Origin of the sequence: Pimelobacter simplex (assembly GCF_900114845.1) — a bacterium.
GTDB lineage: Bacteria > Actinomycetota > Actinomycetes > Propionibacteriales > Nocardioidaceae > Nocardioides > Nocardioides simplex.
Map to the genome: position 1 here is coordinate 722,479 of NZ_FOUK01000001.1, position 26,296 is coordinate 748,774.

Here is a 26,296-nt window from a genome sequence, read left to right on the forward strand (position 1 = left end):
GCGATCGGCTCGGGCTCCGCGATCGGCTCGGGCTCCGCGATCGGCTCCGGGTCGGGCTCAGCAACGGCGACCGGCTCGGGCTCCGGCTCAGCAACGGCGACCGGCTCAGGCTCCGGCTCAACGACGGCGACCGGCTCGGGTTCGGGCTCGACGACGGGCTCGGGCTCGACGACGGGCTCGGGCTCCACGGCCGGCTCCGGCTCAACCACGGCGACCGGCTCCGGCTCGGGCTCCGGCTCAACCTCGGCGACCGGCTCGGGCTCGGGCTGAACGACGGGCTCGGGCTCCGCGGCCGGCTCCGGCTCGACAACGGCGACCGGCTCCGGCTCCGGCTCGGGCTCAACAACGGCAACCGGCTCCGGCTCCACTACCGGAGCAACCGCGGCAACCGGAGCAACCGCAGCAACCGGAGAACCAACCGACTCCCCGTCATCCCCCCGCAACCGCGCCTGGATCTCCGCCATCTGCGTGGCGAGCTCGGCCGTCTGCGCGAGCGCGCGCTCGCGCTCCTGTGCGAGCTCGGCGGCGCGGGCCTCGGCCTCGGCGCGGGCGCGGGCCTGTTCGGCGGCGGCGGCTTCGGCGTCGGCGCGGGCTTGGGCGTGCTGGAGGGCGCGCTCCTCGGCGCGGACGAGCTCGGCCTGGAGGGTCTCGACGGCGGCGGCGTGGGTGGCGGCGGCGCGTTCGAGCTCGGTGAGGGCGGCGGCGGCGCGGTGCTCGGCCTCGGTGCGGGCGTTGGCGGCCTCGGTGGCGAACTCGGTGGCGAGGGCGAGGGCCTCGGTGGCGGCCTTCTTCTCCTCGGCGAGGGCCGCGGCGGAGGTGTGGGCGGAGGCGGCGGCGGCCTGGGCCTCGGTGGCGAGCTCGAGCTGCTCGCGGGCGGCCTCCTCCGCGAGGCGGCGGGCCTCGTGGGCCTCCTCGGCGCGGCGGGCCTGCTGGGTGGCGGACTCGTCGGCGGCGACGCGGGCGGCGGCCTGCTCCTCGGCGCGGCCGGCGGCCTCTTCGGCGCGGCGCTCGGCGGCCTCGGCGGTCTCGAGGGCGAGGCGGGCGAGCTCGGCCTGCTCGAGGGCGGCCTGCTCGGCGGCGCGGCGGGCCTGCTGGGCCTCCTGGGCCAGGTGGGCGTGCTCGGTGGCGGCCTGCTCGGCGACCGCGCGCTCCTCGACGGCCTGGCGGGCGAGGGCGCCGTGCTCCTCGGCGCTGGCGGCGGCCTGCTCGGCGAGCATCCGGGCCCGCTCCTCGGCGGCCTCGGCGGCACGGTGGGCGTCCTGGGCGAGGGCGGCCTGCTGGCGGGCGGCCTCCTCGGCGAGGGCGCGGGCCTGGGCGATCTCGGCGGACGTGCGCTCGGCGGCCTCGCGCTCGGCGAGCATCCGGCGGGCGAACTCGGCGTGCTCGGCAGCGCTGACGGCGGCCGCCTCGGCCATCACGCGGGCGCGCTCCTCGGCGGCGGCGCGCTCCTCGTGGGCGACGCGGGCGGCCTCGGCGTACGACTCGGCGGCGGACTCCGCGTGCTGACGGGCCCCCGCGGCGACGGCGGCCAGCTCGGCCTGCTCGCGGGCGTGGGCCTCGGCGGCCTCCCGGGCGGCGTGGGCGGCGGCCGCGCGCTCGGCCTGGTCGACGGCGTGGCGCTCGGCCTCCTCGCGGCGGGCGGACTCGGCGTCCGCCAGCTCGGCGCGCTCGCGGGCGGCACGTTCGGCGGCCTCGCGGGCGGCGGCCTCGGTGCGGGCCAGCTCCTCGGCCTCGGCCCGGGCCTTGTGCGCGACGGCGGCGGTCTCGGCCTGCTCCTGGGCCAGCCGGTCGGCCTCCGCGCGGGCCTCGCTGGCGCGCTGCGCGGCCTCCTCGGCGGCGGCCCGCTCGGCGGCCTGCTCGGCGGCGGCCAGCTCGGCGTCGCGGCGCAGCCGCGCGGCGAGGGCGGCGACCACCTCGGCGTTGTCCGGGACGACGACCTCGGGCTCCGCGCCCGCGCTCTCGTCGGACGCCGCCGGGGGAGCGGACTCGACGAGCTCGGCCTCGATCTCGGCCCGCGCGTGGGCCAGCACCTCCGAGGGCCGGCGGGGCACCTCGGGCGCCTGGTCGATGTGGGGGATCGGCTCGTCGAGCAGCGGCGGCTCGACGAACTCCTGCAGCGGCCGCGCCTCGGGCCGCGGGGCCGCGCTCGAGCCACCGGGACGACGGCGCAGCCGGGCCAGGCCCTTGGGCTGCGCAACGGGCGTCGGCTCGGCGAAGCCGCCGTCGAAGGCGTCGGCGATGACGCGCTGGCCGGCCTCCTCGTCGGTCCGACGCTGGTCGGGCAGCTCGGCGGTGGCGGGGTCGGCCTGCGGCTCCGGCTGCGGCTCGGCCTCCTCGATGATCCAGGTCTCGGAGGTCAGCGGGTCCAGGTCCGGCTCCGCCGCGGGCTCCGCCGCGAGCTCAGGCTCGGGCGCCGCGAGACCGTGGGCGTCCCCGAACGGCCGGCTGGTGGAGCGGGAGATGACGGCCGCCCAGTCGTGGCTCTCGTCAGCGACCTCGGCGGGCTCCTCAGCCCTGGCCGGCGAGTCCGGCTCCGAGTCCGGCTCCGAGTCCGACCGCATCCGCTCCAGCCGGTCGGTCAGCGTCCCGCGGAGGGAGGGGTCGTCCGCCGCCGACGGCGGGGTGACCTCGAACTCCTCGGGGTCGATCTCGGTGAGCGGGCGGCCGAGGGAGCGGTCGATGACGTCCGACCAGTCCCCGGCACCCGGCGCGTCCGGCGCGTCGTCCGGGGCCACCGACGTGTTGCTGCGGCGCAGCAGCTCGGCGACCTCGTCGGGGTCCAGGTCGGCGACGACGGGCGCGTCGTCGTCCTGGCGGCGCCAGAGCCGTCCCCGACGTCCCCGACCGCGCCCGGGGCGCGCGTCGTCGAGCCGGGAGTCCTCGGGCTCCGGCTCGTTGTCGGTGACAGAGCTCATGGAAGGTAAATCTACTCAGCCGCAAGGGGGTTACGGCGAAAGTTCGGAATCGTCCGCTCGGCGGTACTGGACGTGGGTGTCCGCTGCAGCGTGGCTGAAGCCGAGACCTTCGTACAGTCGCCGCGCCGGAGCGTTGTCGGACTCGACGTACAGGAGCACCTCCGCGACCCCTCGGGAGGCGAGGTGCTGCAGCCCGGCGAGGGTGAGCACCCGGCCGAGGCCGCGGCCCTGGGCGGTGGGGGAGACGCCGACGACGTAGACCTCGCCGGTGTCCGCGTCGTGCTGCTTGGTCCAGTGGAAGCCGAGCAGCTCGCCGTCGTCGTCCACCGCGAGGAGCAGGCCGGCGGGGTCGAACCAGGGCTCGGCCATCCGCTCGGCCAGGCCGGCCTCGTCGAGCGCGCCCTGCTCCGGGTGGTGCGCGAACGCGGCGGCGTTGACGGCGAGCAGCGCCGCGGCGTCGCCGGAGCCGTAGTCGCGGATCCGTACGTCGTCGGGCACCACGCTCCCCGGCAGCGGTACGGCGGTGGGCCGGCGCATCACCCAGAGCTCGCGGGTGCGCGCGAAACCGCGGCGGGCGGCGAGCGCCGCGGCGGCAGGGTGGTCGCCGTGGGACCAGGCGGCCAGGGGGCCGGGCTCGGCGAGGGCCGGGGCGGCGAGCGCGCCGCCGAGGCCGCGGCCGCGGGCATCGGGGGCGACGGCGAGGTCGATCTCGTCGCCGCGGCGCAGCGCGAAGCCCTCGCCGGTGACCCAGGCGCCGATGCCGTCGAGGCCGTGGTGCTTGAGGCGGAGCACGGCGGCCTCGTCGAGGGGGTCGGTCCCGTCGGTCTCCCGGGCGGCCTCGCGCACCCGGTCGATCGCGTCGAGGGCGGGTGTACCGGTCAGCAGGGGGAGGTCCGGGGTCACCTCTCGACGCTATCGCGGGGCCCTCGCCCCGGGCTTACGTGCTCCGGCCCGACGCGGTAGGAATGGCTCATGAAGCTGAGCCGTGCGGTGGGCGGGGCCGCCTTGGCGCTGGGGGCGGTCGCCGCCCGCGACCTCGTCCAGAAGCGGCACGCGCTGCAGCGGAACTTCCCGGTGATCGGCCACGCGCGCTACCTGCTCGAGAAGGTCGGCCCGGAGCTGCGCCAGTACATCGTGACCAGCAACGAGGAGGAGCGGCCGTTCAGCCGCGACCAGCGGACCTGGATCTACGCCTCCAGCAAGGAGCAGAACTCCTACTTCGGGTTCGGCACCGACGTCGACGTCGAGCACACCCAGGGCCACGCCTACATCAAGCAGCGCACGTTCGCCGACCAGCTGCCCAGCGACCAGGACCACAGCTGGACGCTGCCGAGCGCGAAGGTGCTCGGCGGGCCGCGCGGGCGGGCGAAGGCGTTCCGGCCGGGCTCGGTGGTCAACGTGTCGGCGATGAGCTTCGGCTCGCTCTCGCCCAACGCGATCACGGCGATCAACAAGGGGGCGGCCGCGGCGGGCTGCCTGCACAACACGGGGGAGGGCGCGATCTCGCCCTACCACCGCAACGGTGCCGACCTCACCGTCCAGATCGGGACGGCGTACTTCGGCTGCCGGGACGAGAAGGGCAGCTTCTCGCTCCCGCGGCTCAAGGAGATGATCGCCTCCGCGCCGGTCAGGGCGATCGAGATCAAGCTGAGCCAGGGCGCCAAGCCGGGCCTGGGCGGGCTGCTGCCGGCAGCGAAGGTGACGCCCGAGATCGCCGCGATCCGGGGCATCCCCGAGGGCAAGGACTGCGCCTCGCCGTCCCGGCACACCGCCTTCCACGACGTCGACTCGATGCTGGACTTCGTCGAGATGCTGGCGGCGGAGACCGGCCTCCCGGTCGGCATCAAGTCCGCGGTCGGCGCGATGGACTTCTGGGAGGAGCTCGCCCGGCTGATGCTGCCGCGCGAGCGCGGCGTCGACTTCATCACCGTCGACGGCGGCGAGGGCGGCACGGGCGCGGCACCGCTGATCTTCGCCGACTCGGTCGCGGTGCCCTACCGGATGGGCTTCTCGCGGGTCTACGGCACGTTCGCCGAGCTGGGCCTCACCGACGACATCACGTTCATCGGCTCGGCCAAGCTGGGCCTGCCCGACAACGCGGTGGTCGCGTTCGCGCTGGGCGCCGACATGGTCAACGTCGCGCGCGAGGTGATGCTGTCGATCGGCTGCATCCAGGCGCAGAAGTGCCACACCGACCACTGCCCGACCGGCGTGGCCACCCAGAACCCGTGGCTGGTCCGCGGCCTCGACCCGGTCTCGAAGGCGGAGCGCTGCGCGGTCTACCTGCGCACGCTGCGCAAGGAGCTGACCCGGGTCTCGGCCGCGGTGGGCGTGGCCCACCCGGGCCTGATCACGACCGCCGACGTCGACATCTTCAACGGCGACTACGACGCGCGCTCACTGGCATCGGTCTACGGCTACAAGGAGGGCTGGGGCGAGCTCGGCCCGGAGCTGCGGGAGCAGGTGCGCCGGCTGATGCACACCGCCGACCACTTCGACGAGCAGGGCCGGACGTCCTAGGCGTCTTAGGCGTCTTAGGCGTCCTGCTGGTCCCGCTCGGCCACGGTCGCGGCGTCGGCCTCGGCAGCGGCCTCCTTGGAGGGCAGCACGAACCGGTAGCCGACATTGCGGACGGTGCCGATCAGGGTCTCGTTCTCGGGGCCCAGCTTGGCGCGCAGCCGTCGTACGTGGACGTCGACGGTGCGGGTGCCGCCGAAGTAGTCGTAGCCCCACACCTCCTGCAGCAGCTGCTGGCGGCTGAACACCCGGCCCGGGTGCTGGGCGAGGAACTTGAGGAGCTCGAACTCCTTGAAGGTCAGGTCGAGCGGCCGCCCGCCCACCTTGGCCGTGTAGGTTGCGTCGTCGACCAGCACCTCGCCGGAGCGGATCACGTGGGCCTCGGGGTCCGCGGCGTCGCGGGCCGCGGCGAGTCGGCCGACGGAGAGCTTGATCCGGGCCTCGAGCTCGGCCGGTCCGCACGTGTGCAGGACGACGTCGTCCATGCCCCAGTCGTGGTTGACGACGGCGAGCCCGCCCTCGGTCACCACCAGCAGCACCGGGACGTCGGTCCCGGTCGTGCGGATCAGCCGGCACAGGTCGCGAGCGCCCGCGAGGTCCTGGCGGCCGTCGACGAGGAGGAGGTCCGCGTCGGGGGCCTCGAGCAGCGCGCTGCCCTCGGCGGGAAGGATCTTGACCTGGTGCCCGAGCAGCGCGAGACCGGGGAGAACCTCGGCCGAGGGTTGCAGGGCGCTGGTCAGGAGAAGGAGAGTGCTCATGCTGGCCTCCTCACCGGCGTCGCCGCGAGCGCGGGCGCCGAGTCGAGAGACCGAAACGCAACGCTGGGTCTCGGCCAGTTTTCTGGTGAGGGACGATACCGAAACAACAGTGCAACGGGGAAGGGTCGTCCAGGTGAATGAGACGCAGGTCATCCGGGTCCGCTACTGGGCTGCCGCGCGGGCCGCGGCGGGTCAGGCGGAGGAGGAGGTCGCGGTGCCGGGACCGGTGTCCCTCGCCGACCTGCGCGCCGAGGTGGTGCGCCGCCACGCCGGCACCCGGCTCCCGGAGGTCGTCCAGGTGTGCTCGGTGCTCGTCGGGGAGCGCCCGGTGTCGTCCGAGGACCCCGCCGCGGTCGTCGTCCGGCCGGGTGACACGGTCGAGTTCCTGCCGCCTTTCGCGGGCGGATAGGAGAAAGGCCGTCCCCTAGACTCCCTTCCGCCGTTGACGGTACGACGACAGCGCGCCCGCAGAGGAGAACAGTGCCCGACCAGACCATCCCGCGACCGCCCTCGGCGACGACGGGCGACGGCAGCACCGGCGTGGTCGAGCGCCGTGCGGTGACCGTCTTCGTGGTGCTGCTGGCCGCCGTCCTGGCCGCTGCCGCGGCGCGCGGACCGGTGCTGGCGGTCATCGCGGTGGGCCTGGCGGCGGCGGTGATGGCGCTCGCCGTCCTCGGGCGCGAGCGGATGGCGCTGCTGGCGATGATCGGCGCCTTCGCGACCGCGCCGATGTACAAGGGCATCGCGCCGAGCCCGGACACCCCGATCACGCCGACCGACCTGCTGTTCGGCGTCGCGGTGCTGCTCCTGGTGCCGACGCTGATCGGTCGCCCGGTGCGGCTGCCGATGGGCTACGCGATCGGCGTCCTCATCATCCTGACCACGGGCATCCTGTCGACGGTCTTCTCGCCGTCGCCGATCATCAGCGCGCTGCAGTTCTTCCAGTGGCTCGTCGTCCTGGTCGGCCTGGTGGGCCTGCTCGCGATCTGGGCGCCCGGCTGGCGGATCGTCGACACGCTCGTGTGGAGCTACGTCGCCGGGCACATGCTGAGCACCCTCTACTCCCCGGTGGGCGACAAGATCGCCAACCGGGCGGTGGGCCTGACCCACCACCCCAACGCCTTCGGCGAGGCCGGCGTGATGGCGTTCGCGCTGACGATGTACCTGTGGAAGCGCCACGACGCGGTCTGGTACCGCGTCTTCGTGGCGGGCTGTGCCGTGCTGTCGGTCTACTCCGTGGTGACCAGCGGCAGCCGCGCGGCGGCCGCGGTCGTCGCCGGGCTGGTCGTGATGGTGCCGTTCGTCGAGCGCTCGGCGGTCAAGGGCTTCCTGCTCGCGCTCCTCATCGCGATCGGCATCGTCGCGCTGCCGCTGCTCATCGACAGCTCGGGCGACTCCTCCGCGCTCAGCCGGCTCGCGGGCTCGGGCGACGCGATCGTCGCCGACAACGCGCGCCTCAACGCCCAGGACTTCGGCATCGACATGTTCCTGTCGCACCCGGTGCTGGGCAACGGCTTCGCCGAGACCATCTACGTGCACAACGTGGTGCTCGGCGTCGCCGCGAGCATCGGTCTGGTCGGCCTGCTCGGCTACCTGATGGTGCTGTTCGTGATGGCCCGGCCGATCATCGGCAACCACCCGCGGCGGCGGCTGACCTACGTCGCGTGGGCGTTCATCGCGATCACGCCCACGGTACCCGCGCTCGAGGACCGCACCCTGTGGGTCGCGATGGCGCCCGCCATCCTCGTCGCTATGAACATGCGCCGGCTGCGTCCCGACGACCCGTTCGACGTCGACCCGCCGGACGCCGCCGCCGTCCCGGCGGACGCCCCTGCCGGTGTCCCGGCCCGCACCGCCTCGACCGCCACCACCGCGACGACGGAGATCTCCCGATGAGCAACGGCCCCGACCAGAGCCTGAAGAACCGGGTCCGCGAGCGGGCCAAGCTCGCGATCCGCGGCGGCCTGCACCGGCTCGACCTCGACGTGAGCAAGGGCGTCTACACGCGCCAGGTCGCGCGCACGCTCGCCGCCCGGGGCGACGACACCGTCCTCGACATCGGCGCCAACGTCGGCCAGTACGGCCTCGGCCTGCGCCGCTCCGGGTACGACGGGCGGATCATCAGCTGCGAGCCGCTCTCCGGCGCCTACGCCGAGCTGGAGCGCCGGGCCCACCGCGACCCGCACTGGCACCCGGTCAACGCAGCCGTCGGCCGCGAGCCGGGCGAGGTCGACATCCACGTCGCCGCCAACTCCTACTCGTCCTCGATCCTCGAGATGACCCAGGCCCACCTCGACGGCGCGCCCGACTCGGCGTACGTCGCGGTCGAGCGGGTCGCGGTCACCACCGTGGCCGAGGTCGTCGAGCGCTTCGGCGTCGACCCGGCCCGGACGCTGCTCAAGATCGACACCCAGGGCTACGAGGCCGAGGTGCTCGCCGGCGCCGGCGACCTGCTCGGGACGTTCGACGCGCTCCAGCTCGAGGTGTCGTTCGTCGAGCTCTACGAGGGCCAGCAGCTCGCCGAGCAGACGATCGCGGTGCTCCGCGAGCACGGCTACCGCCTGCAGAGCCTCGAGACCGGCTTCTCCGACCCCTCCGGACGCCTCCTGCAGGCCGACGTGCTCGTCGTCCGGGACCACTGACCGCCCACCGCAGCACCCCCCACCGACAGGAGACCCCCTGTGGCACGTCCGCTCCAGACCGCCATGGCCAGCTTCCGGATCAAGTCGAAGGTCGCGATCGCCAAGATCGGCGTCGACAGCCGGCGGCTCGACACGCTGGTGAACCTGCCGAAGATCGAGACCTGGCGGCGCGAGCACGTCCCGGACGGCACCCCGGCCTTCGCCGAGCGCACCGCGATGTACGACCACGTGCACGCCTCCCTCATCGGTGACGCGCCGATCGACTACCTCGAGTTCGGCGTCTTCCAGGGCAGCTCGCTGCGGCACTGGGTCGAGATGAACCACCACCCCGAGTCCCGCTTCTTCGGGTTCGACTCCTTCGAGGGCCTGCCGGAGAACTGGAAGCGCTTCGACGGCCGGATGGTCAAGGCGCACTTCGACGTCGACGGCGCGCTGCCCGACATCCAGGACGACCGGCTCTCGTTCGTGCCCGGCTGGTTCCAGGAGACCCTCGACCTCTTCCTCGAGAAGTTCGACCACGACCCGCAGCGCCAGCTCGTCGTCCACGTCGACTCGGACCTCTACTCCTCGGCGCTCTACGTGCTGACCCGCCTCGACGCGCTGCTCGTGCCCGGCACGATCGTGCTCTTCGACGAGTTCTCGTCGGTGCTCAACGAGTTCCAGGCGCTCGACAACTACTGCTCGGCGTACATGCGCGAGTACGACGTGCTGGCCTCGGCCTGGCACTACTTCGGGCACCTCGCGATCAAGATGCGCTGAGCCGGGGCCGCCGCCGCGGGTCCGGCCCCGGAGCCGCCGTGGGCGGCCGCGCCACCGGAACCCCGGGTAACACGCTGTCCACCGTGCTAGGCGCCGCTTGACGTCGCTACCACGCCGTCCCAGCACGCCTTTTGTGACGACAACCGCCGACCAGCACCATGAACAGCGTGTTACCCCGGCGCCGGCCGCGCACCGGCGGCGCGCTCGGCCGCGCGCCCACCCCGACCACGGCCCCCACAGCCACCGCGACCCCGACTGAGCGACAGAACCCCCGGGCCGATCGGCCCGGGGGTTCTCTCTCGTGCGGTGGAGGAGCGATCCGCCGATCAGGCGACGTCGGCCTCCGGCGCGGCGGCTCCGTAGAGTGGCTGCGCGAGGTCGGGGGTGTGCACCCGCCGGCGGCGGGGGCGGGGCTGGGCGAGCGCGAGCGCGCCCTCGAACGTCATCGGCTGCTTGAGGCCGAAGGTGATGAGCACCGTGAAGAGCAGGATCTTGAAGTCCAGCCGGATGCTCGCGTCGCGCGCGGTGCGCATGGAGTAGGCCGACTCGAGCACCAGGCGCTGGTGGTCGTCGATGTCGTGGCGGCCGATGAGCTGGGGGAGACCGGTCAGGCCGGCCGGGGTCTCCCAGCGGGTGTCGATGTCGCCGTGCTGGTCGGTGAGGGCGTCGCGCACCACGTCGGTGAGCGGGCGGGCGCCGACGATGCTCATCTCGCCGCGCAGCACGTGGACGAACTGAGGGATCTCGTTGAGACCCAGCCGGTCGAGAACGCGCCCGATGGGCGTGTAGAGCGGCGAGTCCGGCGGAGTGTTGAGGAAGCGTCCGGCCTCGACCGGAGCGACCACCTTGTTGGCGTTGGGCACCATGACCCGCAGCTTGACCATCTCGATGGCGGTGCCGGGTCCGACCCAGCGCCGCGAACGGTAGTAGATCGGACGGCCGGAGAGCACCAGCACGGCCAGTGCGGCCATGAGCACCACAGGCACCCACACCACAGCGGCCAGACAGATGACCACGACGTCGAACGTCCGCTTCTTCACGCGCAACCTCCACTTGTCCCCGGTGGCGGGATGAGGCCGTCCCGCGAACACCTCAACGAGCGAGTCACCGATGAGATACGAGTCTCACCACAACTTTGTGAGGGTTTTCCGATCACGTCACCGGCGCTCCACCTGAGCGGCGAGCAGCCGCTCGAACCGGGTGGCACATCCGGAGAGGGCGAACTCCTGCTCGGCGAGGTCGCGCGAGGCCTCGCCGAGCTCGTCGCGCAGCTCGGCGTCGGAGAGCACGCCGCTGACCCAGCGGGCCGCGTCGGACAGCGAGGCGTCGGCCGGCGGGAGCACCATGCCGCCGGCCCGGCTGACCAGCGCGGAGGCGAGGTTCTCGCCCGGCATCAGGCCCAGCACCGGGCGCCCGGCGCAGAGGTAGGAGAGGGTCTTGGACGGCACCGAGAAGGCGCCCGCCTCCTGCTCGAGCAGCACCACGAGGACGTCGCCGCTGCCGAGCACCTCGGGCAGCCGCTCGTAGGGCTGGAACGGCAGCAGCGTCACCGGGACGGCGAGCCGGTCGGCCTCGGCGCGGAGCACCTCGACGGCCGGTCCCTCGTTGACCACGACCAGCCGGACCGGCGTCCCGGCGTCGTGCACGGCGCGGGCGAGCCGGACCAGCAGGGCCGGGTTGTGCTTGAGGCCGAGGGTGCCGGAGTAGACCATCGTCGGCACGTCGTCGAGCTCGTGCTCGATCGACCAGTCGTTCTTGCGCTCGGTCGGGACGATCTCGTCGAGCGGTGCCCAGTTGGGGATCACGGTGACCTTGTCGGCCGTCCCCCACTTCTCGTGGACCGGCACGAACGACGGCGCGATGGCGACGATCGCCGAGGCCCGGTGCGAGCACCAGCGCTCGGCGACCTCGAACGCCCAGGCGACGACGGCGAACCGCTTGGGCAGCTTCTTGCCGGTGAACGACTTCACCGCGACGGCGTAGACGTCCTGGTGCCACAGCACCCACGGACGGCGCAGCACGGCCATCGCGAGCGCGAAGATCACCAGCGTCGGGATCTGCACGTTGGAGACCATGACGATGTCGGGGTTCACCCGGCGCACGTGGCGCACCAGCTCGCCGCCGCGGCGCAGCTCGCGGCCGAGGCGCTGCAGCAGCCGCTGGTTGTCGACCTTCTTCGCGCCGCCGATCCCCTCGAAGGTGATCGCCTCGCCGGGGCCGGCGGCGAGCCGGCCCTTGCCCGAGACGTAGCCCTCGACGTAGGAGTGCGTGACCACGTGGCCCCGGCGGGAGAGCTCGCGGCTCAGCTCCGCCTGGAAGGGGTGCCCGCTGTGGTCGTGGACGAGGATCCTCACCGGACGTACCCGGTCAGCCCTGCGCGCGCTTGACCTGGTCGTAGACCCAGGCGTAGGTCTTGGCCAGACCGTCGGCGAGGCTGATCGAGGGCTCCCAGCCGAAGACCTCGTTGATCATCGTGTTGTCGGAGTTGCGGCCCCGGACGCCCTGCGGCGCGCTGAGGTCGTACTTGCGCTCGCACTTGATGCCGGCGATCTCCTCGACGATCGTGTAGAGCTGGTTGATCGAGACCAGCTCGGCCGAGCCCAGGTTGATCGGGTCCTCGAGGTCGCTCGCCAGGATCATCTGGGAGCCCTTCACGCAGTCGTCGATGTACATGAAGCTGCGGGTCTGCTCGCCGTCGCCCCAGATCTCGAGCTCGTGCCTGCCGGAGATGACGGCCTCGGCGATCTTGCGGCACACCGCGGCAGGGGCCTTCTCGCGACCACCGGTCCAGGTGCCCTCGGGGCCGTAGACGTTGTGGTAGCGGGCCATCCGGGTGGTGAGGCCGAAGTCCTCGCGGAAGTGGCGGGCCATCCGCTCGGTGAAGAGCTTCTCCCAGCCGTAGCCGTCCTCGGGCATGGCCGGGTAGGCGTCGGACTCCTTGAGCGCGGTCACCGACGGGTCGGTCTGCTTGTCGGCGGCGTAGACGCACGCGGACGAGGAGTAGAAGTAGCGCTCGACGTCGTACTTCTGGGCGGCCTGGAGCATGTGCGTGCTGGTGAGCACGGTCAGCATGCAGAGCGCCTTGTTGTTCTCGATGAAGCCCATGCCGCCCATGTCGGCGGCGAGCATGTAGACCTCGCGCGCCCCCTCGGTGGCCCGCTCGGCGTTGTCGAGGAGCGACAGGTCGGCGACGCCGTTCTGGGCGTCGGGGTGCACCTGGTACCACTCGTCGACCGGCTTCACGTCGACGGCGCGGACCGTCTTGCCCTGGGCGAGCAGATCGGCGACGAGGTGACCTCCGATGAAGCCGCCGCCGCCGGCGACGAGAACATCAACTGGTCCCGAGTTCATGTGCACTCCTCATCGATCGTGTCCGCCCCCCAGCGTCCTTACGTCCCTGACCAACGAGGAGTCGCGGCGGGCGTCACGGCCTCGTGTCCCCCATTCCGAGGACAGGCGCTCAGGAGCGGCTCAGTAGGCTGCGCGACGTGCGTACCGCCCTGGTGACCGGTGTCGCGGGGCAGGACGGCGTCTACCTCGCGCGCTCGCTGCGCGCCTCGGGACGGCGGGTGGTGGGCACCGTCGCACCCGGCTTCGCCGCGGCCGACCCGCGCCGCACCTACCTCGCCGGCATCGACCTGCGCCCGCTCGACGTCCGCGAGGGCGCCGCGCTCGAGGCGCTCGTCGCCGAGGTCGCGCCCGACGAGGTCTACAACCTGGCCGCGCTCAGCTCGGTCGGGCGCAGCTGGGAGCAGCCCGAGCTGACCGCGGCGACCAACGCCGCGCCGGTGCGCCACCTCGTGGCGGCGCTGCTGCGCCTGCGCGAGCGGGGTGGCGTCGAGCCGCGGCTCTTCCAGGCGTCGTCGGCCGAGGTGCACGGCAGCGCGTCCGACAGCCCCTACGCGCGGGCCAAGGCCGCTGCCGACGAGGCGGTCCGCGCGGCCCGCGACGAGCACGGCCTCTTCGCCGTCTGCGGCATCCTGCACAACCACGAGAGCCCCCTGCGCGGCGCGCAGTTCGTGACCCGCAAGATCACCGCCGCCGCGGCCGAGATCGCGCTCGGCAAGCGCGAGAGCGTCAGCCTGGGCAACCTCGACGTCCGGCGCGACTGGGGCTTCGCCGGCGAGTACGTCGAGGCGATGCGCCGCCAGCTCGCCCACGACGTCCCGCTCGACCTGCCCATCGGCACCGGGCGCGTGCACTCGCTGCAGGACCTGCTCGAGCGGGCGTTCGCCGCCGCGGGGCTGGGCGCCCCGGGCGACCGGGTGGTCCAGGATCCCGCTCTGCTGCGGCCCTCCGACACCACCGTCTTCGTCGCCGATCCCGAGCCGGCGGCGGCTGCCCTGGGGTGGCGCGCGCAGGTGACCTTCGCCGAGCTCGTCGACCACATGGTCGCCGTCGACGTGCGGCGGCTGCGGACCGGCGTACCGGAGGCGGTCGACTACCTGCTGCCGGCGCGCATCGTCGCCTGAGCCGGTCCGGCTGACGCTAGGCCTTGCGGGCCCGCACGTCGAGCACGATCCGCGGCGCGAGCCGGCTGGCGACGGCCTTGTCGAGCAGCCACGACGCCGGGCCGACGGTCCACTGGGGCGGGTTCATCGAGGCGAAGTAGGCGCGCGAGGTCAGGGTGTAGCGCAGCTTGGGCTCGGCGACGACGTCGGTGAAGCCGAGACGCTCGAGCTGGGCGGTGATGCTGCGGCGGGTGTGCAGGATCCAGTGGTGCTGGGCGATCCGGCGGTCGGGGACCTTGCTGAACCGGCCACCGGTCAGGCGCTTGACGCCGTTGGCGGCACCGTCGGCGGCGGTCCAGTGCGGGGTCTGCAGGAAGAGCACCCCGCCGGGGCGCAGCATCGTGTGGACCTCGCGGATCAGCTGGTCGCCGTCGGGCACGTGTGCGAGCACGCACCACAGGGTCGCCGCGTCGACGTCCTCGACGTGGCCGAGGTCCTCGAGGACGCCGAGGTCGAGGTCGACGTCGTAGCGCTCCTTGGCGAGCTCGACCGCGCCCTTGGCGATCTCGTTGCCGGTCACGGCGAAGCCACCCTCGTCGCGGGCCAGGCTGAGGAAGTGACCGTCGCCGGCGCCGACGTCGTAGATGACCGGGGCGCCGTCGGTGGGCGGCAGGGCGCCGCGGATCCAGGTGATGGCGTCGCGCCATGCGTCGGGTCCGGCCTGCTCGCGCTTGATGTCGACCCAGTCGCTGTAGCCCTCGGCGGTCAGCTCGGTCTGGAGCTCGATCGCCTCCTGGCGCTCGGCCGCCTCGTGGTCGGCCCAGAAGTGCACGCCGCAGTCGCGGCACGCCGTGATCCGGCGGCCGGTCGCGCCGGAGGCGGGCCCGGTGCGGATGCGGGAGCCGGCGCAGGCGGGGCAGACGGGCATCGGGGTCCTCCGAGGGAGTGGTGCGGGGAGCAGGTCCGGGGCAAGGGTAGGGGTGCGCGGCCTCAGGAGAGGCCGGTTCGGATCACCTCGGCCGTACGGCGCCAGGTGAACGCCTCCGCGAACGCCTGTCCCGCCGCCAGCTGCTCGGGCGTGCGGGCCAGCGCGGCGGCGAACGCCTCGGCCAGGTCGGCGGCCGTCGTCGAGGGGGCGACGACGGCGTGCCCGCCGGTCACCTCGGCCAGGGCCGGGTCGGTCGAGACGACGGCGGGGATGCCCAGCCGGATCGCCTCGGCGGCCGGCAGCCCGAAGCCCTCGAAGTCGGAGGGGAACACGACCAGGCCGGCACCGGCGAACGCGCGGGCGAAGGCGTCGTCGTCCAGCCAGGGCATGAGCTCGATCCGCTCGCCGACGCCCAGACGTCGTACCTGCTCCTCGGCGGCGGCCCGGTCGCGCGCGCCCATGCCGACCAGGCGCAGCCGCCAGCCGTCGGACTGGTCGACGTGCTCGGCGCAGAACCGCGCCCAGCCGTCGATCACGGCGTTGGCGTTCTTGTTGCCGTAGTGGCCGAAGGCGATCGCGTAGGGGTGGTCGGCCTCGACGGTGGCCGGGTGCGGCCAGGCGAGGGCGTGGTCGGAGCCGAGCGCGGCCGTCTCGGCGCGGCCGATCAGCGACGGGTGCAGGTCGCGCAGGTCGTGCAGCGTGCGGTCGGAGATCGTGAAGATCCGGTCGGCCAGGCGCAGGCTCCAGAGCCAGGAGACCTTGCGCGCGATGCGGGTCTTGCGGCTGAACTGCTCGGGGCGCAGCTCGAAGCGCAGGTCGTAGAGGATCACGCCGCGCGGGCTGCGCGTGCCGAGCAGGCCGCTGGCCGGCACCGCGGCGAGGACGGCGTCGGCGCCCAGCCGGCTCGCGGCCCGTCGTACGGCGACCGAGCGCAGCCACAGCCCGCCGAGCGGACCGCCCGGCTGGTCGAGCACCTCGGCGTGCGCGCCGTCGGGCAGCGGGAAGGTCGGGCCCTCGGGGCCGAAGAGCACGGAGATCCGGTCGTCCGGGAACGTGTCGGCCCAGGCGCGGACGAGGTGCTCGAGCACGATCGTCACGCTTCCGGTGCGAACGACTACGGAATCTACGACCAGATGCACGAGGCGCGACGATACTGTGCCCCCGTGACCAAGCGCGCACTCATCACCGGGATCACCGGTCAGGACGGCTCCTACCTCGCGGAGCTCCTGCTCGGGAAGGGCTACGAGGTCCACGGGCTGGTCCGTCGCTCGTCGACCCTCAACCGCAGCCGGATCGACCACCTGCACGGCACGTCGAGCCTTCACCTGCACTACGGCGACCTGACCGACGGCGTCAGCCTGGGCAACCAGATCCGCGACATCGCTCCGCACGAGGTCTACAACCTCGGCGCGCAGAGCCACGTCAAGGTCTCCTTCGAGCTGCCGGAGTACACCGCGTCGACCGACGCCGTGGGCACGCTCCGCCTGCTCGAGGCGATCCGGGCGGCCAAGATCGACTGCCGGTTCTACCAGGCCTCGACGTCCGAGATGTTCGGCGCGACCCCGCCGCCGCAGAGCGAGAACACCGTCTTCTACCCGCGTTCCCCCTACGGCGCGGCGAAGCTCTACTCCCACTGGGTGACGGTCAACTACCGCGAGGCCTACGACCTGTTCGCCGTCTCCGGCATCCTCTTCAACCACGAGTCGCCGCGCCGCGGCGAGAGCTTCGTGACCCGCAAGATCACCCTCGGCGTCGCGTCGATCAAGCTCGGCATCAGCGACCACCTCGACCTCGGCAACCTCGAGGCCGTCCGCGACTGGGGCTACGCCCCCGAGTACGTCGAGGGCATGTGGCGGATGCTGCAGCAGGACGAGCCGCAGGACTACGTCCTCGCGACCGGCATCGGCACGACGGTGCGGGAGTTCTGCCAGTACGCCTTCGCGCGCGCGGGCCTCGACTGGGAGGACCACGTCCGCTACGACAAGTCGTACGAGCGCCCCACCGAGGTCGACGCGCTGATCGGCGACGCGACCAAGGCGCGCGACGTCCTCGGCTGGAAGGCCGACACCGACGCCAAGGCGCTCGCCGAGCTCATGGTCGACGCCGACATCGAGCACCTGGGCCGGCTGGTCCAGCACAAGCGCGAGCTCGACTGACGACGCCCGTCGCGCCGCGGGTGCTGGTGCCGGCGCCGGCTCAGGCCGGCTTCTTGCGGGCCAGCACCCGGTAGGCGTGGTAGCTGCGCAGCATCCGCGGCAGCACGACCTTGTCGACGAACCGCGCCAGCGGGACGAACGGCGCCGCGAGGGCCTTGCCGACCAGCCGGCGCGCCCGCGCGAACCGCGGCGGGCGCCCGTCGCGCCACGGCACCTCCTCGCCCGGCGCGATCCGGTTGAGGACCGTCGCCAGCACGATGAACGCCTCGAGCGGGATGTGCGCCTCGCGGTGCACCACCTCGACGATCTCGAACCCACGGTCCTCGAGCGCCTTGGTCAGGTTGGGCAGCGTCACCATGTGCAGGTGCTCGGGCTGGTTCCAGCCCGCCCACCACGAGCCGAACAGCTTGGCCGAGCGGGCCTGCGGGTCGGGCTGCTCGATGAGCACCCACCCGTCGTCGGCCAGCACGGTGGCGACCGCGTCGAGGTCGGCCAGCGGGTCGCGGGTGTGCTCCAGGTAGTGGAACATGCTGACCTGGTCGTACTGCCCGGCCAGCTCGGGGGCGAGCTCGGGCAGCTGCCCCTGGTACGCCGTCGCGATCCGCCCGGCCCGGTGCCCCGACAGGACGCCCTCGGACATGTCGAGCCCGTCGAACACCGTGCCCGGGAACATCTGCGCCGCCGCGGCCGGGAAGTGCGCGGACGCCGTACCGACGTCGAGCCAGCGGCGCGGCTTGTCGGGCCGGTGGTCGAACACCGTGCTCGCGCGGCCGCGGTAGACCTCGGTCATCGAGCCCAGGTTGGCCTCGGCGCGCTCGGCGTTGAGGCCGTCGTACGTGTCGCGGTAGTAGAACCCCAGCCCCTCGTCGCTCAGCGCCGGGTTCTGGAACACGTGCCCGCACGAGCGGCACTCGTCGAGCCGGAACCGGCCGGGCTTGAACTGGCGCAGGTCGCGCGTCGTCGTCCGGTGCTTCAGCCGCTCGCCCCCGCACCACGGGCACGTCGTCCGGGCCTCGAGGAGGAAGCGGTCCACGCCCTGCGCGAGCTCGTGGGAGTAGTAGTCACGCGCCGCCTCGAGGGCGGCGGTCGTCGTCGCATTTGCGAGGGAGCCCGACATGACGCACATCCTAGGGCCGAACCCGCTGCTGCCGGGCCCGCTCCACGAAGTGCGCCGGTTGCGGGTCCGAAGTGCGTGGGTTGCGGGTGCGAGATGCGGCTTGGTGCCCGCAACCCACGCACTTCGTGCCCGCAAGTCCCGCACTTCGTGCCCGCAACCCACGCACTTCGTGGGAGGGGGCGGAGCGGCGGGTGGCGTTTGCGGATCACCGCGCCCGGGGGCCGGATATGCCCTAGCATCCGGCGAGTGACCGGACTCGGAACCCTTGCTTCCACCGCCAAGCGTCGCGTCGGCTGGCTGATTCGCGACCGCTTCCCGTTCCGGCCCGTCGTGCGGGAGGTGCAGGGCGTCGAGCTGGTGCTGCCGTGGTCGCACCGGCTGCCCGACTATGCCGCGTGGGGACCGGAGTACGGGCAGAACCTGGTCGAGCTCGCCCGGCTACTCGCCGAGTCGGCGCCGCTGACGGTGCTCGACGTGGGGGCCAACGTGGGTGACTCCGCGGTGCAGATCCTGCACGCGGCCGACGGCAAGGTGCTGTGCATCGAGGCCGACCGGGCCTACCTGGAGTTCCTGCACCGCAACGTCGACAAGGACCCGCGGATCGCCGTCGTCGAGGCGCTGCTCACCGTCGACGGCGAGGACAGCGGGACGACGGCCGTCCGCACCGGCGGCACCACGCGGTTCGTCGAGGGGGCGGTGGGCGACGCGATGCCGACCGTCTCGCCGGCCGCGCTCAAGGCGGAGTTCGCGGACTTCGCGCAGCTGCGACTGGTCAAGTCCGACACCGACGGGTACGACGTCGACCTGGTCCCCGCGATCGCCGAGACCTGGCGCGACGCGCACCCCGTGCTGTTCTTCGAGTACGACCCCTACCTGACCCGTCTCGCGGGCCTCGACCCCGACGCGGTGTGGCCGCGCCTGGAGGCGCTGGGCTACCGCAACGTGGCGGTGTGGGCCAACGGCGGCGCGCCGCTCGGGCAGACCACCACCGACCAGGTGGCGGCGCGCTCCCGGGTCCTGGACGACGTCCCGAACGGCCGGGCGCGCTCGCGGGCGTACTGGGACGTCGCCGTCGTGCACGGGGACGACGCGGCCGCGCAGGCGGCCATCGACCAGCTCGTGCCCGGGACGCTCTGACCGCTCAGGCGAGCGCCGCCACCGCACGCCGTACGACGTCACGGCCGGCGGCGTTGGTGTGGCAGCCGTCGTCGGTCAGCTCGTCGCGCATCAGCCCGCCGGGCCCGGCGAGGGCGTCGGTGAGGTCGAGCAGCCGCAGCTGTGGCTGCGCCCGCTCGGCACCGACCGCGACGACGAGCGCCGAACGCACGGACCGGTGGGCCGCGATCCGCTCCTCGGGCGTGCCCGCGACGGGGAAGGCCGCGTGGTCGTAGCTGTCGAGGCACGGCGGCACCGGGACGACGAGCGTCCCGTGGCCGGCGCCGAGCCTGCCGAGCAGGCCGTGCACCCGGTCGGCGTACGTCGCGACGAAGGCCACGTCACCGCCGTCCGCCAGGCGCGGCGCGAGGTGGCAGCGGATGTCGATCTCGCCGAAGGAGAAGTACCACTCGGCCTCACGGGCGCCGCGCACGCGGGCGATCAGCCGTGCGACGCGCAGCAGCGTGGGGGGAAAGTCGTCGCGCGCGATGGAGTACATGACCCGCGGGCCGAGGTGCCAGGTCCAGCGGCGCTCGCCGGTGCGGAGGATCCCCGGGAGGGGGGAGTGCTCGGTGTTGAACGTGACCGAGTGGGAGTCGCCCACCCAGATCTCGTCGACCTGCCCGCGTGCGGCCGCGACCAGCAGCCGGACCAGCGCGAGCCAGCCGCGCAGCCGGGCCCGGCGCATCCGGACGAACGCCCGGAACGACGCGGGACTCACCGCGAGCGCACCGCATCGGCGATCGCGTCGGCGACCTTGGTGCGGCCCGAGAAGGCGAAGTGCTCGGTGGCGTTGAAGCTGTCCTCGAAGTCCTCGTCGTCCAGGGGGATGTCGAGCATCGGCCCGATCGCCGCGGAGCCACGCTGGATCGCCTCGTCCTGAAGCACCTTGTGGGAGCGGACGTGCGCCTCGAACTCACCGGGGAAGTGCATCTCGCCGCGCTGGATCGGCGGCCGCGTCCACACGCCGACGGTGGGGACGCCGTAGCTCTCGAGGTGGCGCGCCATCGTCGTGAGGCTCTGCAGGCCGGGGTTGTCGGTGCGCAGGTGCTCGCCGTAGAAGTAGTCGAAGCGGAGCTTCTCGAGCTCGATGGGCCACGGCGGCAAGCCGGTGCCGACGAGCTGCTCGCGGTACCAGCCGATCGTGCGCGGCCCGTTCCAGACGCTGTCGACGGGCTGGGCGAGGAAGGCGTCGCGCTCGTCGTCGGTGGCGAACGCGCCGCCACGACCGAGATAGCGGACCTTGCCGCGGGCACCGGGCACCTTGGCCATCGCGGCGAGCGAGCGGTGGTAGCCGGTGATCGGGTCGGCGACGATGTGGGTCGCGGTGCTCGTGCGCAGCGCGAGCGTGAAGACGACGGCCTTGGGCCGCCGCTCCAGGGACGACAGGATGCGGGTGGCCTCGCCGTAGATGCCCGCGCCGAAGCCGGGGCCCGCGAGGGTGACGACATTGCCGACGCGCTGGCCGAGCATCGCCGGCAGCAGCGTGCGGTCGGTGTCGCGCAGCGACCAGCACAGGGTGGAGCTGTCGCCGAGGAGGAGGACGTCGACGTCCTCGGTCTCGAGGCGGCGGCGGGCCTGCTCGACCTGCTGGAGGGGGATGTCGACGAGGCGGCTGCGGAGCCGGCGGATCTTGCTGAGCTGGCGTTGCACCCGCACCGAGCCTTGGGCCCGGTGGAGGACGGAGCTGAGAGCCACGGTGGTCACGATGGCACAACGGCCGGGGCCTCTCGTCGTTACCGTCGTTAGCGCCCGGCGGTGGCAGGTGCGTGCGATGATCTGCGGGTGCTTCCAGGGTTGCTCCTCCGACGGCGGCGCGGATGACCGCGCAGGTCGGCTCGGCCGGCCGGCGGCTGAGCCTGGTCACCGTCGACCAGATCCTCTCCAGCCTGTCGAACATCGCGGCCCTCATCTGGGTCGCGCACGCCTTCGGTGCCGCCGACTTCGGCCGCTACAGCCTGGTCGTGATGGTCTACACGGTTGCCCAGGTCGTCTTCCGCAGCCTGATCTCGACGACCGCCCTCGTGCATCCCGACGACGCGGACGCCCGCCCCGGGGCGATCATCAGCGCGACCCTCCAGCTCGGCGTCCTCGCCGCCGCGGTGACGGTGGCGGCCGGTGCCGCGCTGCTCGCCGGCGGCAGCGCGCTCGGCGGCCCGATCCTGGTCTTCGGCCTGGCGCTGCCGTTCCTCGTGCTCCACGACGTCGGCCGCTACCTCGCGATCGCCCGGCAGCGCCCGGGCGGCGCGGTCGTGCTCGACTCGCTGTGGTTCGTGCTGCTCGCCGTCGGCTTCGTCGGTGCCGGCGTGCTCGACCTCGACTCGCTGACCTGGCTGGTCGCGGCGTGGGTCGGGTCCGGCGTCGTCGCCTCGCTGTGGGTCTTCGTCCAGAACGGCGCGCCCACTGGCGGCGGTCGCGACTGGCTGCGCCAGCGGTGGGACTTCTCGTGGCGCTCGATGGTGAGCGGCCTCGCCGCCAGCGGGACGGCGCTCGCCACCGCCTCGCTCATGGCGCTGTTCAGCAGCCCCATCGCCGTCGCCGCGTTCCGGGCCGCGACCCTGCTCGGCGCCCCGAGCACCGCCGTCCAGATGGCGGTCGGGACGTCGGCCGCCGCCGACATCGCCCGCGACCGCGAGGACCCGCGCCTGGTGTGGGGCCACGTCCGCCGGGCGATCATGATCGCCACCGTCGTCGGCGTCCTCAACCTCGTGGTGCTGGTCTTCCTGCCCGACGTGATCGGTCACGCGGTGCTCGGCGACGCCTGGGACATCGTCCAGCCGCTGATGCTCGCGCTCAGCCTCAAGGTGCTGCTGATGGCCGCCCAGAGCGGCCTGCGCGCCTCGCTCATCGGCACCCACCGGATCCAGGCCGCGATGGTCACCGACATCGTCTCGATCGTGCTCGTCGGCGCCTGCATGGTCATCGGCGCCGCCTGGGGCGACGCCGAGGGCGCCCTGTGGGCGATGGCGGTCGGCACCGGCGTCTCCACCGTGTGCTGGTGGATCGCGGTGATGTGGAAGGGCCGCGGGCCGCTGCCCGACGTCCCCGAGCGGGCCACGGCCGGGGAGCCGCAGCCGCAGCCGGAGCGGAAGCCGGCGCCGGCGAAGCCGGGCCGGCACCGCCTCACTCCGGTGAAGTAGCCCGGACGGTCTTGCCGCCCTTGGTCGCCGCGGCGAGCACGGCCTCGTCGACGACCTTGATGCTGCGCGGCTGCCAGGCGCGGGGGAGGTCGGCGCAGGCGCTGCGGATGGCGGACTTGACCGCGCTCTCGTCGGCGCGCGCCTCCGCGGTGAGGGCGACCTCGACGGCGACGACGGCGCCGACCATCGGGTTGGCACGGCCGTGGACGCGCGCCACCTGCACCCCCGGGACGGCGGCCACCCGCTCCTCGATCGGCAGCGGGTGGACCTTCACGCCGCCGACGTTGATCACCTCCGACGAGCGGCCGCGGAAGAGGACCCGGCCGTCGACGACCTCGACCAGGTCGCCGGTGGCGACCCAGCCGTCGATCTCGCGCGGGGACTCCGCGGCGTCGCCGGCGTAGCCGAGCATGCCGGTGCCGGCGCGGACGAGCAGCTCGCCGTCCTCGACCCGGAGCTGGCCCTCGGGGTGCTCCGGGCTCCACAGGCTGCTCGCCGCGAGACCGGGCAGGCCGTCGCGCACCGACGCGATCGAGCCGAACTCGGTGGAGGCGTAGACCTGCGAGATCCGCGCGTCGGGGAAGGCGTCGTGCAGCTCGGCGAGGAGGTCCGGCGAGCTGGCCTCGCCGCCGAGCGTGATCTGGGCGAGCCGGGGGAGCACGGCCCCGGCGCTGCGGGCCTCGGCCAGCAGGAAGCGCCAGTACGTCGGCGTCGCGCTCACGCACGTCACGTCCTGGGTGAGCAGCGCGGCCAGCCCGTCGCGCGGCTGGCGCGGGAAGGGGGCGACGAGCGTCGCGTGCACGGACAGCACGTGCAGCAGCACCTGGATGCCGGCGAACTGCTGCGGTCCGTAGGCGAGCAGCCAGCGCTGCTCGGGGTGCGGGCGGGCGGCGCCGGCGCGGCGGGAGAGCACCGTCCAGTCGTGGCGCGCGGCCTTCGGGAGCCCGGTGGTGCCGGTGGTCCGGATCATCACCGGCTGCGGGGCGCCGGGCGCCGGCGTGCCCGCGAACGGGGCCGAGAGCTCGTCGGGCCGCAGCACGGTGAACCCGTCGGGCAGGTCCGTACGCCGGGTCACGACGACCGTGTGCCCGAGCGCCGCCGCCTGCTCGGCGAACTGGGCGGCGTCGAGGTCGGGCTGGTACTGGCACGGCTCGCTGCCGACCGCGGCCGCGCCGGCGAGCAGGCCCAGCACCCACCCGGCGTCCGGCTCGAGGACGGCGAACCGCTCGATGCCGCGCTCGGCGAGCGCGCCGGCCACCCGGCGGGCGCCGTCGAGCAGGTCGCCGTAGGTCAGCGTGGCCTCGGGGGTGACGACCGCGACCTGTCCGGGCCGCTCGGCGGCGGCCTTCTCCAGCAACCCGATCATCGGTGTCGTTCCTTTCGCAGAAAGTCCGGGCCGAGTATGGCGCATGCGTCACCCGGGGGGAGGTCGAAGCGTTGGCAGGGGGCAGGATCGTCCTGTGTCCCGAGAGGCTGGAGCAACCGTGGGTGCCCATCGTCCGATGACGGTCGCGGAGAAGTACTACACCTTCCTCGACCAGGCCTGGCCGAGCACGTCGATGATCTCGGCCGACCTCGATCGCTGCTTCGACCCCGACGACGTACGACGCGCCTGGGACGCCTACCGCGCGCGGCGGGTGCTCGCCCGCTCCGCCGCGACCGACGACCTCACCATCGCCGACGTCGGTCTCGACCACGACGTCTTCCGGCACGACGAGCTGCCGTTCTCCTCGTGGGACCGGGCGTTCGAGGAGGAGGGCGACACACCCTGCGACCTGGGCGTCCCGCTGCGGTGCCACTACCTGACCGATCCCGGCGGCGAGCGCTCGCGGGTGATCTTCAACGGGCACCACGCGATCATCGACGGCCGGATCGGGATCACCGAGCTGCAGTGGTTCGTGCGCCTGCTCGACGGCCAGGAGATCCCCGAGCAGCAACAGCTCTCCGAGGCGCCCCCACCGGCGACGACCCACCCGTGGCAGCAGAGCCGTGCGGCGATGATCGACCTGCTGCGCGAGCTCAAGACCCGCAACGCCGCCTTCGGCCCACCGGGGCCTGCGGACTGGCCCGACGCCGCCGTCCCGCGGCGCTCCTGGCTGCGCCACGTCGAGATGGGGCCGGCGACCTCGGCCCGCATCGTCGCCGAGGGCCGCGCTCACGGCGCGAACCCGTTCGCCAACGTCGTGTCGGCGCTCCTGACGAGCACCGCGCACGTGCTCTGCGACGGCGACGCGACGCTCCAGCTCGCCGCGCCGGCCGACCTCGGTGCGCCGCCGAGCGATCCCGCACTGGCGCAGGCGATGGCGATCGCCGTCCTGTCCCGGCCGTTCCGGGTCGGGACCGCCGACCCGGCCGACCGGTGGGCGCTCGCGGCCGACGTGAAGGCCGGCGTCGTCGAGGCGCTGGGCCGGGGCGAGGGCGACCTGTTCTTCCACCTGACCCGGCTCGACGCGGTCTCCGAGCTCGCCGTCGGCCGTGACCGCATCGCGGCGGCGCTCGCCGCCGGGCCGCCGTGCGTGGTGGTGAGCAACATGGGCGTCGTCGACGCCGGCTCCGACCCGGAGTGGCTGCGCAGCCTGCACGGCCAGCTCGTCGCCGCGCCCAACCAGGTGGTGTTCCTGGCACTGACGTTCTACAAGGGCCGGCTGATGCACACCTTCGCGACGGACGACAACCGGGTCGCGCCGGAGCAGCGCGAGGCGCTCGTCGCCGAGTACCTCGCGCTGATCGGCGCGGAGGAGGAGAGCCTCAGCCAGTAGTCAGGCAGTGAGGCCGCCGTCGACGACGAGCACCTGACCGGTGATCCAGTCGTTGCGCTCGTCGACGAGGAAGGCGATCGCGCGGGCGATGTCGTCGGGCTCGCCGAGCCGCCCGGCCGGCGTACGGCGGACGATCTGGTTGAGCTGCGCGTCGTCGAGGCCGTGGCTCATCTCGGTCTTGAGGTAGCCCGAGGCCACGCTGTTGACCGTGATCTTGCGCGAGCCGAGCTCACGGGCCAGCCCGCGGGTGAAGCCGTCGAGCGCGGCCTTGGTGGCGCCGTAGACGCTGAGCCCGCGGTAGCCGGTCAGGCCGGTGATCGAGGAGATGTTGACGATCCGGCCGCCGCCGTGGGCCAGCATGTTGCGCACGACCTGCTTGGTGAGGTGGATCGTCGCCTTGAGGTTGAGGTCGATGACCGTGTCGGAGTCGTCGTCGCTGAAGAGCGCGAGGATGCCGTCGCGAGCCACGCCGGCGTTGTTGACGAGGACGTCGACCGACTTCCACTCCGCGATGACGTCCTTGCCGAACTGCGTCGACTGCTCGCGGTCGGCCAGGTCGGCCTTGCGGAACAGGAAGCGGTCGGCGTAGGCGGGGTCGGCCTGCCACGCGCGGACCGCGTCGGTCTCGCTGCGCGCGCAGGTGGCCACCCGGTCACCGGCGTCGAGGAAGTGCTGGACGATGCCCTCGCCGAGCCCGCGACTGCCGCCGGTGACGATGACCGTGCGGGGAGTGGTCATGCGGACGCAGCGGTGGCGTCGGCGTAGAACGCCACGATGTCGGCCACCGTCTCGGGCAGCAGGCCCGCGCCGAACGGGTCGTTGCCGAACTCGTCCTCGAGGATCGCCGAGAGCTCGGCCGTCTCGAGCGAGTCCAGCGCGAGGCCGTCGTCGCCGTGCAGGGTGGCGGCGAGCGAGACGGTCGTCTCCTCGCGGTCGGAGCGCTCCAGCAGCTCGGTGACGATCGTGACGATCCTGGGCTCAATCTCGTTCATTCCGAAC

General features: G+C 73.3%; 24 protein-coding genes. 10 read left to right on the forward strand and 14 right to left on the reverse strand.

Features of this window, described 5'->3' with window-relative positions; translation table 11 throughout:
* Both BM223_RS30015 and mshD read right to left on the reverse strand, forming a co-directional pair.
* Positions 1–2,915, reverse strand: a 2,915-nt coding sequence (locus tag BM223_RS30015) for a coiled-coil domain-containing protein (protein ID WP_483407014.1), incomplete at its 3' end; no start/stop codon positions are given.
* 30 nt (positions 2,916–2,945) lie between these two features.
* On the reverse strand, positions 2,946–3,818 hold the full coding sequence (gene mshD, locus BM223_RS03420; protein ID WP_235319052.1) for a mycothiol synthase: 873 nt from the start codon (positions 3,816–3,818) through the stop codon (positions 2,946–2,948).
* Positions 3,819–3,887: 69 nt separating this feature from the next.
* Here mshD and BM223_RS03425 point away from each other — a divergent pair, with 69 nt between their 5' ends.
* Positions 3,888–5,435, forward strand: a complete 1,548-nt coding sequence (locus tag BM223_RS03425) for an FMN-binding glutamate synthase family protein (protein WP_038681630.1) — start codon at positions 3,888–3,890, stop codon at positions 5,433–5,435.
* 14 nt (positions 5,436–5,449) lie between these two features.
* On the opposite strand, the gene BM223_RS03430 is transcribed toward BM223_RS03425, so the two are convergent.
* Positions 5,450–6,190, reverse strand: coding sequence for a winged helix-turn-helix transcriptional regulator (locus tag BM223_RS03430; protein WP_038681628.1), 741 nt, complete (start codon positions 6,188–6,190; stop codon positions 5,450–5,452).
* A gap of 133 nt (positions 6,191–6,323) precedes the next feature.
* Here BM223_RS03430 and BM223_RS27795 point away from each other — a divergent pair, with 133 nt between their 5' ends.
* The 4 genes from BM223_RS27795 to BM223_RS03450 all read left to right on the forward strand — a co-directional run bounded on the left by BM223_RS27795 (position 6,324) and on the right by BM223_RS03450 (position 9,591).
* Entirely contained in the window at positions 6,324–6,599 is a 276-nt protein-coding gene (locus tag BM223_RS27795; RefSeq protein WP_052139008.1) for a MoaD/ThiS family protein, read from the forward strand.
* Positions 6,600–6,670: 71 nt separating this feature from the next.
* Complete coding sequence (locus BM223_RS03440; protein WP_038681625.1) at positions 6,671–8,086, forward strand: O-antigen ligase family protein; 1,416 nt, start codon at positions 6,671–6,673, stop codon at positions 8,084–8,086.
* Positions 8,083–8,832, forward strand: a complete 750-nt coding sequence (locus BM223_RS03445) for an FkbM family methyltransferase (RefSeq protein ID WP_052139007.1) — start codon at positions 8,083–8,085, stop codon at positions 8,830–8,832. Before BM223_RS03440 ends, BM223_RS03445 begins: the two co-directional genes overlap by 4 nt.
* A gap of 39 nt (positions 8,833–8,871) precedes the next feature.
* Positions 8,872–9,591 carry a TylF/MycF/NovP-related O-methyltransferase gene (locus tag BM223_RS03450; protein ID WP_052139006.1) on the forward strand — a complete coding sequence of 240 codons (720 nt, stop codon included), beginning with the start codon at positions 8,872–8,874 and terminating at the stop codon, positions 9,589–9,591.
* Positions 9,592–9,917: 326 nt separating this feature from the next.
* Here the strand turns inward: BM223_RS03450 and BM223_RS03455 are convergent, their stop codons facing one another.
* The 3 genes from BM223_RS03455 to BM223_RS03465 all read right to left on the reverse strand — a co-directional run bounded on the left by BM223_RS03455 (position 9,918) and on the right by BM223_RS03465 (position 12,942).
* Positions 9,918–10,631 carry a sugar transferase gene (locus BM223_RS03455; protein ID WP_038681623.1) on the reverse strand — a complete coding sequence of 238 codons (714 nt, stop codon included), beginning with the start codon at positions 10,629–10,631 and terminating at the stop codon, positions 9,918–9,920.
* Between the two features lie 117 nt (positions 10,632–10,748).
* A complete protein-coding gene (locus BM223_RS03460) occupies positions 10,749–11,945 on the reverse strand; it encodes a glycosyltransferase family 4 protein (RefSeq protein WP_038681621.1) in 1,197 nt (398 codons plus the stop codon).
* 13 nt (positions 11,946–11,958) lie between these two features.
* On the reverse strand, positions 11,959–12,942 hold the full coding sequence (locus BM223_RS03465; protein WP_038681619.1) for an NAD-dependent epimerase/dehydratase family protein: 984 nt from the start codon (positions 12,940–12,942) through the stop codon (positions 11,959–11,961).
* 137 nt (positions 12,943–13,079) lie between these two features.
* On the opposite strand from BM223_RS03465, the gene BM223_RS03470 reads away from it, so the two are divergent.
* Entirely contained in the window at positions 13,080–14,063 is a 984-nt protein-coding gene (locus BM223_RS03470) for a GDP-mannose 4,6-dehydratase (protein WP_052139005.1), read from the forward strand.
* Positions 14,064–14,079: 16 nt separating this feature from the next.
* Here BM223_RS03470 and BM223_RS03475 read toward each other — a convergent pair whose 3' ends face one another.
* Together BM223_RS03475 and BM223_RS03480 are read right to left on the reverse strand one after the other, a co-directional pair.
* A complete protein-coding gene (locus BM223_RS03475; protein WP_038681617.1) occupies positions 14,080–14,970 on the reverse strand; it encodes a class I SAM-dependent methyltransferase in 891 nt (296 codons plus the stop codon).
* A gap of 62 nt (positions 14,971–15,032) precedes the next feature.
* Positions 15,033–16,058 (reverse strand): glycosyltransferase, encoded by a 1,026-nt coding sequence (locus BM223_RS03480; RefSeq protein WP_170222522.1) that lies wholly within the window; start codon positions 16,056–16,058, stop codon positions 15,033–15,035.
* Positions 16,059–16,133: 75 nt separating this feature from the next.
* On the opposite strand from BM223_RS03480, the gene gmd reads away from it, so the two are divergent.
* Entirely contained in the window at positions 16,134–17,126 is a 993-nt protein-coding gene (gene gmd, locus BM223_RS03485; protein WP_038681613.1) for a GDP-mannose 4,6-dehydratase, read from the forward strand.
* 40 nt (positions 17,127–17,166) lie between these two features.
* On the opposite strand, the gene BM223_RS03490 is transcribed toward gmd, so the two are convergent.
* Entirely contained in the window at positions 17,167–18,243 is a 1,077-nt protein-coding gene (locus BM223_RS03490; protein WP_038681611.1) for a methyltransferase domain-containing protein, read from the reverse strand.
* Between the two features lie 246 nt (positions 18,244–18,489).
* On the opposite strand from BM223_RS03490, the gene BM223_RS03495 reads away from it, so the two are divergent.
* Positions 18,490–19,380, forward strand: a complete 891-nt coding sequence (locus BM223_RS03495; RefSeq protein WP_038681609.1) for an FkbM family methyltransferase — start codon at positions 18,490–18,492, stop codon at positions 19,378–19,380.
* 4 nt (positions 19,381–19,384) lie between these two features.
* Here BM223_RS03495 and BM223_RS03500 read toward each other — a convergent pair whose 3' ends face one another.
* The gene (locus BM223_RS03500) at positions 19,385–20,119 is read right to left on the reverse strand and encodes a hypothetical protein (protein WP_038681608.1); all 735 of its coding nucleotides are present in this window, start codon (positions 20,117–20,119) and stop codon (positions 19,385–19,387) included.
* Complete coding sequence (locus BM223_RS03505) at positions 20,116–21,096, reverse strand: hypothetical protein (RefSeq protein WP_141267369.1); 981 nt, start codon at positions 21,094–21,096, stop codon at positions 20,116–20,118. Before BM223_RS03505 ends, BM223_RS03500 begins: the two co-directional genes overlap by 4 nt.
* Positions 21,097–21,218: 122 nt before the next feature.
* Between BM223_RS03505 and BM223_RS03510 the strand changes: the two genes are divergently transcribed.
* A complete protein-coding gene (locus BM223_RS03510) occupies positions 21,219–22,538 on the forward strand; it encodes an MATE family efflux transporter (protein ID WP_038681604.1) in 1,320 nt (439 codons plus the stop codon).
* On the opposite strand, the gene BM223_RS03515 is transcribed toward BM223_RS03510, so the two are convergent.
* Positions 22,522–23,904, reverse strand: coding sequence for a class I adenylate-forming enzyme family protein (locus BM223_RS03515; protein ID WP_038681602.1), 1,383 nt, complete (start codon positions 23,902–23,904; stop codon positions 22,522–22,524). The two genes, BM223_RS03510 and BM223_RS03515, sit on opposite strands and share 17 nt — an antisense overlap.
* Positions 23,905–24,040: 136 nt before the next feature.
* On the opposite strand from BM223_RS03515, the gene BM223_RS03520 reads away from it, so the two are divergent.
* Positions 24,041–25,297: a phthiocerol/phthiodiolone dimycocerosyl transferase family protein gene (locus tag BM223_RS03520; RefSeq protein ID WP_038681600.1), complete on the forward strand. Its 1,257-nt coding sequence runs from the start codon at positions 24,041–24,043 to the stop codon at positions 25,295–25,297.
* Here the strand turns inward: BM223_RS03520 and BM223_RS03525 are convergent, their stop codons facing one another.
* Complete coding sequence (locus BM223_RS03525) at positions 25,298–26,035, reverse strand: SDR family NAD(P)-dependent oxidoreductase (protein WP_038681599.1); 738 nt, start codon at positions 26,033–26,035, stop codon at positions 25,298–25,300.
* On the reverse strand, positions 26,032–26,289 hold the full coding sequence (locus BM223_RS03530) for an acyl carrier protein (RefSeq protein WP_038681597.1): 258 nt from the start codon (positions 26,287–26,289) through the stop codon (positions 26,032–26,034). The genes BM223_RS03525 and BM223_RS03530 overlap by 4 nt, the downstream gene beginning before the upstream one ends.
* Positions 26,290–26,296 lie beyond the last annotated feature (7 nt).